Source organism: Lysinibacillus mangiferihumi, from assembly GCF_003049665.1.
GTDB lineage: Bacteria > Bacillota > Bacilli > Bacillales_A > Planococcaceae > Lysinibacillus > Lysinibacillus mangiferihumi.
This window is the reverse complement of sequence record NZ_PYWM01000032.1, coordinates 37,728-49,229: the sequence shown is the minus strand read 5'-3', so window position 1 is coordinate 49,229 and position 11,502 is coordinate 37,728. Positions and strand designations below refer to the sequence as shown.

Annotated in this window: 10 protein-coding genes; 1 reads left to right on the top strand and 9 read right to left on the bottom strand. The window is 37.1% G+C overall.

Annotated features, from left to right (window positions below; genetic code table 11):
• The 7 genes from C9J37_RS29125 to C9J37_RS22435 all read right to left on the bottom strand — a co-directional run.
• Positions 1-373, bottom strand: a 373-nt coding sequence (locus C9J37_RS29125; protein WP_407656265.1) for a ribosomal eL19 family protein, incomplete at its 3' end; no start/stop codon positions are given.
• Positions 374-441: 68 nt separating this feature from the next.
• Positions 442-2,454, bottom strand: coding sequence for an EAL domain-containing protein (locus tag C9J37_RS22460; RefSeq protein ID WP_107897161.1), 2,013 nt, complete (start codon positions 2,452-2,454; stop codon positions 442-444).
• Between the two features lie 53 nt (positions 2,455-2,507).
• Positions 2,508-4,664 (bottom strand): RNA degradosome polyphosphate kinase, encoded by a 2,157-nt coding sequence (locus C9J37_RS22455; RefSeq protein ID WP_107897160.1) that lies wholly within the window; start codon positions 4,662-4,664, stop codon positions 2,508-2,510.
• Positions 4,630-6,207: a Ppx/GppA family phosphatase gene (locus C9J37_RS22450; protein WP_107897159.1), complete on the bottom strand. Its 1,578-nt coding sequence runs from the start codon at positions 6,205-6,207 to the stop codon at positions 4,630-4,632. Before C9J37_RS22450 ends, C9J37_RS22455 begins: the two co-directional genes overlap by 35 nt.
• Positions 6,208-6,374: 167 nt before the next feature.
• On the bottom strand, positions 6,375-7,277 hold the full coding sequence (locus C9J37_RS22445) for a chemotaxis protein (protein WP_069510437.1): 903 nt from the start codon (positions 7,275-7,277) through the stop codon (positions 6,375-6,377).
• Positions 7,278-7,346: 69 nt separating this feature from the next.
• Positions 7,347-8,669, bottom strand: coding sequence for an MFS transporter (locus tag C9J37_RS22440; RefSeq protein ID WP_107897158.1), 1,323 nt, complete (start codon positions 8,667-8,669; stop codon positions 7,347-7,349).
• A 214-nt stretch (positions 8,670-8,883) separates the two neighbouring features.
• Complete coding sequence (locus C9J37_RS22435; protein ID WP_107897157.1) at positions 8,884-9,204, bottom strand: winged helix-turn-helix transcriptional regulator; 321 nt, start codon at positions 9,202-9,204, stop codon at positions 8,884-8,886.
• A 155-nt stretch (positions 9,205-9,359) separates the two neighbouring features.
• Between C9J37_RS22435 and C9J37_RS22430 the strand changes: the two genes are divergently transcribed.
• Positions 9,360-9,752, top strand: a complete 393-nt coding sequence (locus tag C9J37_RS22430) for a DoxX family protein (RefSeq protein WP_107897163.1) — start codon at positions 9,360-9,362, stop codon at positions 9,750-9,752.
• A gap of 260 nt (positions 9,753-10,012) precedes the next feature.
• On the opposite strand, the gene C9J37_RS22425 is transcribed toward C9J37_RS22430, so the two are convergent.
• Together C9J37_RS22425 and C9J37_RS22420 are read right to left on the bottom strand one after the other, a co-directional pair.
• The gene (locus C9J37_RS22425; RefSeq protein ID WP_107897156.1) at positions 10,013-10,879 is read right to left on the bottom strand and encodes an NAD(P)-dependent oxidoreductase; all 867 of its coding nucleotides are present in this window, start codon (positions 10,877-10,879) and stop codon (positions 10,013-10,015) included.
• A gap of 391 nt (positions 10,880-11,270) precedes the next feature.
• Positions 11,271-11,462: an aspartyl-phosphate phosphatase Spo0E family protein gene (locus tag C9J37_RS22420; RefSeq protein ID WP_024362260.1), complete on the bottom strand. Its 192-nt coding sequence runs from the start codon at positions 11,460-11,462 to the stop codon at positions 11,271-11,273.
• Positions 11,463-11,502 lie beyond the last annotated feature (40 nt).

The following is an 11,502-nucleotide window of genomic DNA, read 5'->3' as shown; positions in this document are numbered from 1 at the left end:
ATATTTCGATCTGCTCCGCGGGTATTTCACCTTGCTCCGCGGGTATTTCACTCTGCTCCGCGGGTATTTCGCTCTGCTTCGCGGGTATTTCGCTCTGCTCCGCGGGTATTTTACCTTGTTCCGCGGGTATTTCGCCTTGCTCCGCGGGTATTTCGCTCTGCTTCGCGGGTATTTCCCCTTGTTCCGCGGGTATTTCACTTCGTTTCGCGGGTATTTCGCCTTGCTCCGCGGGTATTTCGCTCTGCTCCGCGGGTATCACTTTGTTTCGCGGGTATTTCACCTTGTTCCGCGGGTATTTCGCTCTGCTTCGCGGGTATTTCACCTTGTTCCGCGGGTATTTCACTTCGTTTCGCGGATATCCACTCCACTCCACTCCACTCCACTCCGCTCAAGTATTTCTACCATGCAGATAAACGCTCCGCCTCGCGATAACTTGCTTTATTATCCTACAAAATATTGGGCCACAATCGTTTCAACAGGTAATGGTTTATTATATAAGTATCCTTGTCCTTTTTGACAATGATGACGCTTTAAAAACGCTACTTGTGATGGCTCTTCTATTCCTTCTGCAATTACTTCAAGCCCTAAATTATGAGACATCGAAATGATGGCTTTAATAATTGCCTCATTTTTATCATCCTTTTCGATATCCGCAATAAACGATTGGTCAATTTTAATGATATCGATTGGATAACGTTTCAAATAGCTAAGTGAAGAATAGCCCGTACCAAAATCATCCACCGACACATAAACGCCTAGCTGCTTTAACTCAGTTAAGATTGAAAATGTTTCATGCACATTCGTCATGGAGCTTTCGGTAATTTCCACTTCAATTAAATGTGGCGCTACATTATATTTTTTCAAGGTTGCTTTAATTTTACGAGCAAAGTTTTCTTTTCTAAATTGTTTGGGCGATATATTGATGGCGATTCTGACTGGACGATAGCCCTTGGCACGCCATTCCTTTTGATAGCGACAAACTTCATTAATAATCCAATCACCAATTTCTACAATTAAGCCTGTTGCTTCAGCAATCGGTATAAACTGCGCCGGGGATACAAAGCCAAATTTACGATTATTCCATCGTAATAACGCCTCAAAGCTATTAATGCTATTATCGTCTAAATTCATCTGTGGTTGTAGATGAATACTTAGTTCATTAAATTCAATGGCCCGTCTTAAATGTGCCTCCATCAATGCCTCGTTTGGAAAAACATTTGTCATATCTTCACGATAATAGCGGTAATGTGAACGTCCGTGCTCTTTAGCAGAGAATAAAGCTTGATCGGCCTTTCGTACGAGAGTCTCCAAATCCTTACCATCTGCTGGGCTTAAAGAAATACCAATGGAAACACTAATAAAATACTCCTGATCATCAATCATAAATGGCTGTTTTAACGAATCTAAAATGGCATTCGCCAATTGCTCTATTTTGTCTATAGTGGCATCTTTTAAAATAAAAATAAATTCATCACTATTATAGCGATAGAGCGAGCATTGCGCGTAACAAAATTCACGAAGCCTATGACAAAACATTCGCAAAAGTTCGTCACCCTTACTTTCACCAAGAGACTCATTAAATTTTTTAAAACGGTCAATATCAACTAAAAGAATGGTTGCTTGTTGATGTTCACTTTGCTTATCATTCAAATGTTGTAGCCAATGCTCTTTTATCGCTTTTCGATTCCAAATACCAGTCAATTCATCCGTTAAGGCTAAATAGTAAAAGGAATCATGATAACTCTTAAATAAGTTCGCGTCTCTAACGAAAAAATGTACCCCAATTATTTCACCATTAAAATATGTTGGATGTGTACGCAAATAAAATGGTTCATTACTTAGTAGGTTACCCTTAAATAAACATTTTGGCATATCCAATGTAGCGCCTTCAATCGTTTTAGCAAATAATAATTGGACTTCGTTTACATAGTTACACTCTAATAATGAAAAAATATCAAGTCCTATAAGGCTGTGATGTTCTCTCGACAATAAAGACGTAGCGGTAACATTTTGATGAACAATACGACCTTGTAAATCAGTCGTTACTATTGGACATACATGTTGTTCAACAAATTGCAAATATGACTTCGTATCACGCTGTTCCTCACGTAAAATAACAGCTATTATAGATGGCTCTATTTGCTGTACACTTACGGCAAACGATTTTTGCATTTGCTCAGTCTCTGAATAAAGCGCAATCTTACGAGCAATGTTAAATTCCTGTTGGATCATCTTCCATAATTGCTGCCAACATTGCTTGTTAAAAAATTGCTTTGCTGTCGTTGCTTTCTCATCCTGCAACGCTATAGCTAATGGTAGTTTGTCGTTATAATAAACGATTTCAAAATCCCCATCATCAGCTTGTTTCAAGCATACTACTGCATCGAACGGATTAAGCAGTGCCAACTGTCGATAGTTTGTGAATTGCGCTACATTCTTTCTATATTTTTTCATTATATCCCTCTCTAGGTAGCGTGTTTACTCTAGTCGTCTAAGACGCTTATTATTTATTCCTCATCTAGCGTAGGCTTTAGAGCATCCTTTAAGAAAATTTCCTGACTATTAATAGGGTCTTCGCTGCGATCAAATTCTTTGTAATGATATTTCCCATTGGAATCTTGGATACGAGCCTTTGCTGTATCCTCAAGTTGTTTGTTCATAATATCCATAATACGAGCTTTTGCTTCAATTGAATAGACAGGGAAAAGAATTTCAACGCGTTTAATCATATTACGGGTCATCATATCTGCAGAGGATAAGTAAACCTTATTCTCACCATTATGATGGAACCAATAGATGCGTGAATGTTCAAGGAATCTGCCAACAATACTTGTAACTGTTATATTTTCGCTAATGCCTGGAATACCTGGGCGTATGCAACAAATTCCCCGAATAATAAGCTCGACTTTTACACCAGCAATAGATGCTTCGTAAAGCTTCATCATTAAATCCTTATCCGTCAATGAATTCATTTTGGCACGAATAAATCCATTTCCGTATTTCTTATGACAGCTTATTTCCTCATCCATTAAACGGATAAATTCATCGCGAATATCAAATGGTGCGACGACTAAATGATTGAATGTAGGTTTTTCCGTGTAGCCGCTTAAGTAATTAAAAAAGTTTGTGGCATCAATCCCAAATTCCTTGTCTGATGTTATGATACCCATATCTGTATAAATTTTTGCAGTTGCATCATTATAATTTCCTGTTCCAAGATGAACAAAACGTTCAATCTTGCCATTACGACGACTTACAACTAATGTTATTTTGGAATGCGTTTTTAAATTATTCATACCATAAATAACAAGACAGCCAGCTTGCTCTAGTTGCTTTGCCCAATGCACATTATTTTCTTCATCAAAACGCGCTTTTAACTCTACTAAAACAGTCACTTGTTTACCGTTTTCAGCTGCGAGTTTTAATGCTTGTATAATTGGAGAATTCCCACTAACTCGATATAATGTTTGCTTGATTGCAAGTACATTCGGATTAACAGCAGCCTCTGAAATAAAGTCCACTATCGGTGCAAATGACTCATATGGATGATGGAAAAAAATGTCCTGTTGCAATGCTTTCTCAAAAATATTTTCATCTGACTGTAAATCTAAAGGTGGCTGTGGAATAAAGCTTTCATACTCTAAATGCTCTCGTCCCACAGCTATTCCTTTTACAAATGAGAACATAAATGTTAAATCGAGCGGACCGTCGATATGAAAAACATCTGTCTCCTCAATTTCAAATTCTTCTAGTAAGTATGCAAGTACCTCATCATTCATTTCCCCTACACGTACTTCTAGACGACTGCCGACACCCCATTTACGTTTTTTAAGCTCTTTTTCAATTTCTACCAGTAAATCACGGGCACCTTCCTCATGAATCGTTAAATCTGCATTACGTGTTAGACGGAAAGCCTGTGCCGATTTCACACTGTAGCCATAGAAAAGCTTTTCGATATGAGCGACAATAACATCTTCAAGTAGAACAATCACTGTCTCGCCCTCAGCAGAAGGCACTTTAATATAGCGATCCAAAACAGATGGTACTTGCACTATTGCAACCTTTTCACGGCTTTCTAAATCTGTCTCATCTTGTTCCAATAGAACAAGTATATTTAATGTTTTACCAAGCAAGGTTGGAAATGGTCGATAAGCATCTACTGCTACAGGTGTTAAAACTGGGAAAATGGTTTCAGCAAACATTTCATTGATAAACGCCTTTTGCGTACTATTTAAATCTTTCATGTCTGCAATATGTACATTGTGCTGTGGTAGTAAATCGTAGATTAAGTGACGATATACTTCTGTTTGTCTGCGCACTAAAGCTTGCGTACGTTCAGCAATTTTCGCTAATTGCTCTTTTGGTGTTAAGCCAGACTTATTCTCAGCCTTATGGAACCCTGCACGCACTTGGTCCTGAAGTCCTGCCACACGCACCATGAAAAATTCATCTAAATTGGAGCTAAAAATCGCTAAAAACTTCAGGCGTTCTAGCAGAGGATTATTGATATCCTCTGCTTCTTCTAATACACGTTCATTAAACGCTAACCAGCTTAGTTCGCGGTTATTATAATATTGAGGTTTTGCTATTTCTTCTAGTATACGGCTATGTGGTTCTGAAAATTCTTCTTCATGTAATCGATTGTTCGTTACTTCTGTTGTCATCTTGGTTCCACCCTTCTTCAATGAAGTTTACTTTAATTGGTATTTTTAGAGCACGTTCTAGATTTTTCTTATGCCGATTTGCTTGATATTTTTCAGCAGCAGCATTTTTTTTAACGTATACGTTAAGCTGGACAAAATTGTCTAGAGGTTGCATTTCAATCGCTTGTACAATATTTCTCTTGGATACATTTAACGCATAAATAAATTTTAACAACGCGCCAAAATCGCGTATTTTACGATACTCTTCACGACTCATCCATTCGATAAAAGGTGCTGCAAATCGTTCAAAATAATCTTTATTTTTATAAGAAGCTAAAAGTGCTAATTTTAGACGCTCTTTATGATTCAAGCCATCAATTGATTGATTGGCAATTAAGTAAAACGTATGTTGACTTGCGGAGCTTAACTCAATATATTCCCCGATATTAAAAATCTTTGCGGCCTTTCTTAACAACTGCAAATCATTTTCATCAAATTGTAAATAATTCAAATGGCAACATTCACGATAAAGTTGATCTGCTAAAAGCATTAAATAATCAACTTCTACCTCTGAACGTCCATATTGTCGAGCTAATCTTCTAGCGTTTCCCTCAAAGACATTATATTTGTCAAAAGCATCTTCATCTTCTTGTAAAATACGATGGATGATAAGCCCTTCCCGTAAACCTTTTTTCGTTAACTGGAAGACCTCACTACCTACAATTTCCATAAGTACGCGAAACACTTCTAATGCGGGTACAATAATATCAGCACGATCCGTTGATAACCCATCCAACTGTTTTAGTTCTTGGAAACTTAAATTTCCTAAAAACGCACTAAGCTGATTTAAATCTCCTTTAGATATTTCATAGCCATGCACACTCGCAATAGGATATTGCTGTCGTTGCTGATGAACTTGCGCGATATTTCTCGCACTGCCCCCAATTGCAATAATCGGTAATCTCACTTGTTGAATCCAAGGTAGTGATTTGAACTGCTCCTTAACAAAAGCAACCAGTTCTTTCTTCTCACCACTATTCATAATGTCACCCTTAACGAAACGTTGCTTTAATGACACCGTTCCAAAAGGAAAACTAAATGATTCAACTAGTTCCTTATTTTTAAATAGCGTTATTTCTGTACTTCCTCCACCCATGTCAATCGTTACAGCAGACAGAGTACCGATCGAATGGGCTACAGCAACATAACCGAAATACGCCTCTTCCTCTTCAGACAAAAGCTCAATCTGTACGCCCGTTTTCTCCTTCATTAAAGCAATAATCTGATCTCTATTCGTCGCTTGACGAATTGCAGCTGTTGCAGCTGCTTTCACATCGAAAATTTCAAAATCATCAAGCATTGCTTTAAATGTTAACAACGTTTCTGTTAGTACTCGAATACCTTCTTCGGACATGGCTCCTGACGGTTGCAAATATGTTCGTAAACGCGCAACTGTTTTTATATTTCCCAGTTCTCGAAGACCTTCTTCATTATCATACTGATAGAGTACCAATCGTATTGTATTCGAGCCGATATCAATAATGGCCGTTTTTAATTCATCCAAATAATTCACTTCCTTCACAGGACAATAGGTGGTGGTCTTTTTATTTTGTGTTAAAAGCATCCTCATTATACAAAAAAAGTCGGAACCAAAAAGGTATCCGACTTTCGTTTGTATTAATATTTCAGGATACCAATTATTAGTATTGTGAAGTTCCTTTTTCGCTAGCTTTATAAAATAAGTTGATCGACACGTAAAATTAGTTCGGCAATTTCAGGTTTACTAATTTGGTCCTCAGCACCTACTTGATCACCTTTATGGCGAAGATCATCAGTAATTAAACTAGAGAAAATAATGACCGGCAGCTTTTGTAAATCAGGATGCTCTTTAATTTTTCGTGTAAGATGGTGACCATCCATTTGTGGCATTTCAATATCTGTTACAACTAATTGAATGTGCTCTGTAACATTATTGCCACTTTTCGCTAATGATTCTAAATATTCATAAGCATCACGACCATTTTCAAAGAACTCTACATTCTCATAACCAGCTTCCTTCATCGTATCAAATAATAATTTACGTAATAATGGTGAATCTTCAGCAATTAAAATGCGTTTTTCAGAACGTTCACGTTTACCAAGCTTTTTCACGGACTCTACATTAATACCCGATTCAGGGTTAATATCAACCATGATTTTCTCAAAATCTAGCAATAAAATCATTTGCTCATTTTGCTTAATAACACCGATTACTTGTGAAGTCCCACCCTGATACATATCAGAAGGCTTTTCGATTTGATCCCATGAAATACGGTGAATTTGTGTCACATTATCGACATGGAAAACAACTCGTTGTTTATTAAACTCAGCAACAATATATTTTTGTTGCGGATTACGTTCTGCGCTTTGTATTCCTAGTACTCGTAGCATATCTACTACCGGTAATACCTCGCCTCTTAATTGAATAATTCCCTCTACATGCGGGTGCGCGTGTGGAATAAACGTTACTGGAATAGGTTGAATAATCTCTTTTACTTTAATAACATTAATACCAAATTTATTGTTAGCTACTTCAAATTCAACGATTTCTAGCTCATTTGTGCCACTTTCTAATAATATGCCCTTATGTTCCAAAGCAACCCCGCTCCTTTCTATTTCAACATCAATTTATAATTCAATTGTATCATAGGCGATACAATTCTCCTACTTGGTATTTCCATTTTTATCATTAACTTTTAGATGCACCAATAGACCAAGCACTGTCATTAATATTAATGTTGATAATGCCACTCGACTTGCTAAAGTACCATAATCCTTCATCCATAATGTGACTGTTCCATAAACTGCGGGGCCTATTATTGATGAAACTTTCCCAGAAAAAGCAAATAACCCAAAGAACTGGCCTCTCTTGTTATCTGGGGATAGCGTAATAATATATGTTCTCGATGTCACCCACATTGAACCTAGTGAAATACCGAACATACTACCTGCAATCCAAAACATCCATTGCTCGGTTGCAAAGACAGCAAATGTTAAAGCGATAATCATGATTACAGCAACAATGGTAATGGCTCTCTTTGCTCCAATTGCTTTTGTAATATAGCCAAATGCGAGTGAGCCAATAATTGTCGATACGGTGGATACTAAATATAGGATGATAAATTGACCTGAAGTAAACCCGACAATGGTTGTGGCATACACAGCCATCATTGCAATTGTCGTGGCAATCGCGTCATTTAAAAAGAAGTACGCAATCATAAAAGTAAAGATTGGCTTATACTGCTTCATATCCTTAAATGTACTAATAATTTCCTTATAGCCTTCAAAAAAATGAGTCGTCTTCCGCTGCTCTTTTGGTATTGGTGTATCTTTATTAATGAAAAATAAAGGCAATGAAAATAATAAATACAAAATCGCTGTTGGTATAAAAGCACGATGGAAATCACTGCTTCCTACATATAAATAAACAAGCAATCCAAAAAGTGTGCCTAAATAACCAATTGCTACACCATAACCGGAAATAAGAGGCATTTCTTCTTTTGTTCCTAAATCACTCATCATCGAATCATAGAATACGAGACTCGAATTAAAGAAAAACTTCGCTATCACAAAACTTGCAACAACTAAAAATAAGCTAAGAGGTACACCTGAGTAATTGATTGTCGTCTGTAAATTTGCAAAAATCCCCATCATAAAGGTAAATAGAATAGATATTGATGCAAACCAAACTATAAATCTCTTTTTATAGCCTGTTTGGTCAATCCAGACACCAAAAAGTGGTGAAAAGACTACTAAGAAAAAACTGGCTATTGCATTGGCATACGAAATAAATGTACTTGCTACCTGTTGCATTACCTCATTCGTACCTAAAGCTTCATCCATATAAAATGGAAAAAATATCGTATTAATATTTGACGAAAATATCGTATTAGCAAAATCGTAAAATGCCCATGATAGTATTGGCAAAGATAAATATATGGCTAACTGATTTCGATGTTGTACGTCTATCGCTGTACCCTTCTTCATAAAACCCTCCCTCCAATCTCTATAATAATCAATTAATTTCTCTCTATAATAAAAAATACCTTTTTTAAAAGAAAATTAATATTATTTACAATATATCAGTAATTCTAGTGAAACATAACTGCCAATAGGCCATAAATTGGTTCTCACCTTACCTCCATTTGGCCCAAAATAACAAAAAAGATATTCAAGCCCCCTCGCTTGAATATCTTTCTTATCATTCCTCAGCAATCGTTACCCATTTACTAGACCATTCTTCAATGGCTTTTAGCACAGGGGTAATTGCATATCCTTTTTCTGTAAGTTCATATTCAATAACGACTGGAGTAGATGGAATTACGGTACGCAACACAATTTCCTCGCTTTCTAACTCCTTTAATCGCTCTGTTAACACACGACTACTTATACTCAACTGATTTTTAATGGTGGAATATCGCTGTGGACCATCAAGTAGCTGATAAATAAGTAACGTATTCCAACGATGGTTCAATATCATAAGCGCTTTTTCAAATCGCGGACACATGTTTTTTTGATTCAATTTACTCCCCTCCTTTTTTACTAGGTTCTACTTAAGAGTATATCACTTTTTAAAAATCCGTTCGAAAAACGCACTTAGTTACTTGACAAAAGTTATTTTTAAAAATAAACTAAGTTACGAAATGTAAGTCACAGAAAAGGAGTTATTACATTATGATGCAAAATATTGGTTCAACTATTTTACGTGTCGTTCTCGGCATTATTTTTGCCGTGCATGGTTTCCAAAAATTCCAAGGGGGCATCAGCTATACGGCTGACTTCTTTGATAGTATCGGTATTCCAGGCTTTATGGCGTATGTCGTTGCGATTATTGAATTAGTCGGTGGAGCTGCTATTATTTTAGGTTTCGCAACAAGAATCTTTGGTGCTTTATTGACCATTACAATGATTGTTGCTATCTTTACAGCAAAACTTAGCATTGGATTTATCGGCGCTAATGGTTTGGCTGGCTATGAGTTGGATTTAGCTTTAGGTGCGATAGCACTATACTTTGCTCTTGCAGGAGCTTCTAGTTTCTCTTTAGATTCTCAACTTTTTAATAAAGAGTAGAGAATTGTCTATGCTATGGAGGATGCTTTTCAAAGGTTTACGAGCGATTCACGGACCTTTTGTGGCGGTTTCTCCTATCTTTCGAGCGATTCACAAAACTTTTGTGGCGATTTTCCCTGGCTTTCGAGCGATTCAAAGACCTTTTGTGGCGATTTCACTCGGAAGGTGGTACCACGGAAAGTAGCGCCAAGCTCTCAAACAACATAACAAAAAGTGTTAGATTGATGATTACTCAATCTAACACTTTTTCCTATTGCTGACTATTTATAATACGTTAGCAGAGCCTGCGTACCATTTTCACCATAACCTGCTTCGATCAGCTTTTCATACATTTCATATGCTAATGCTAGCCCTGGTAAAGAAATACCCATTTTCTTTGATTCATCTAAAGCGATTTTCATATCCTTCACGAAATGCTTAATATAAAAACCTGGCGCATAGTCTTCTTTAATCATACGTGGTGCTAAATTACTTAAAGACCAAGACCCTGCCGCACCAGAAGAGATGGATTGTAATACAGTAGATAAATCGAGTCCAGCTTTTAAGCCATAGGCAAGTGACTCACACACACCAATCATGCCTGATGCAATGACAATTTGATTGCACATTTTTGCATGCTGTCCGGCACCTGATTCTCCCTGATACACGATATTTGCACCAAATTGTTGCAACACTGGAACAGCTCGATTAAAGGTCATTTGGTCACCACCTACCATAATAGACAAGGTACCGTTTTGCGCCCCAACATCTCCACCAGATACGGGAGCATCTAATGCTTCTACCCCTAACGTCTGTGCATGCGCATATATTTTCTTTGCTAAAGTTGGTTCAGATGTTGTCATATCAATGACAATATTGCCTGCCTTGGCAGTTTGGAACAAACCATTTTCACCGAAGTAAACTTCCTCAACATCTGCTGGATAACCAACCATCGTTAGCGCTATATCCTTATCGTTAAAGGCCTCTGCCGGGGAGCTAGCCCAACTTGCTCCTAAAGCGATTAAGGGCTCTGCTTTTTCTTTTGTGCGGGTATAAACCGTCACCTCATGGCCATTTTGCAGTAAGTGTTTAACAATACTAGCACCCATAACACCTGTGCCGATAAATGCAATACGCTCTTTTCCCATATGTAATTACTCCTTTACTTGAATTAATATTACGCTAAAGGCTGACGCTTTTCTCAGACAAGCACTGAATCGCGCCATCCACTCACAATAAATTTGCTCACAAAATAAGACAATACGATTATTCCTTTTACACATTTCAAATTAGCTAAGGTTTTGGGAATAGTAGTAAGTTTTATTTATGTGTACTTAGTGTAGTTGAATCAGTTCAATAATTCAAACTCTTCTTAATACTTGTACTAAAGTTTGTATGTCTTGCATATATACCGAATAAGCAAAAAAAAGAGAGCAGGTGATGGGAATCACTGCTCTAAAGGGGGAAATGAGAATGTTGCTGTGTTCACTATAATTATTCCCCAGTACATTCACTTTTAATCATCTAATCTAAAAAATTTTACTCTGAATACTGAAACAAATCATCCTGATCTTCTTCTTCTAATGTTGTCTGTCTATAATAAGTATTCATTAACTGATCTAGTCTGCGACTCAGTTGAATGGTTTTTGCATTCTGTAACCCGTTTTCCACACCAGAGCGAATCATCATCTCACGAGTTTGTTCCATTTGTTTCAAGAGTAGATTGACCATTCATACAACCCTCCAACATACAAATAATCATACCATTATT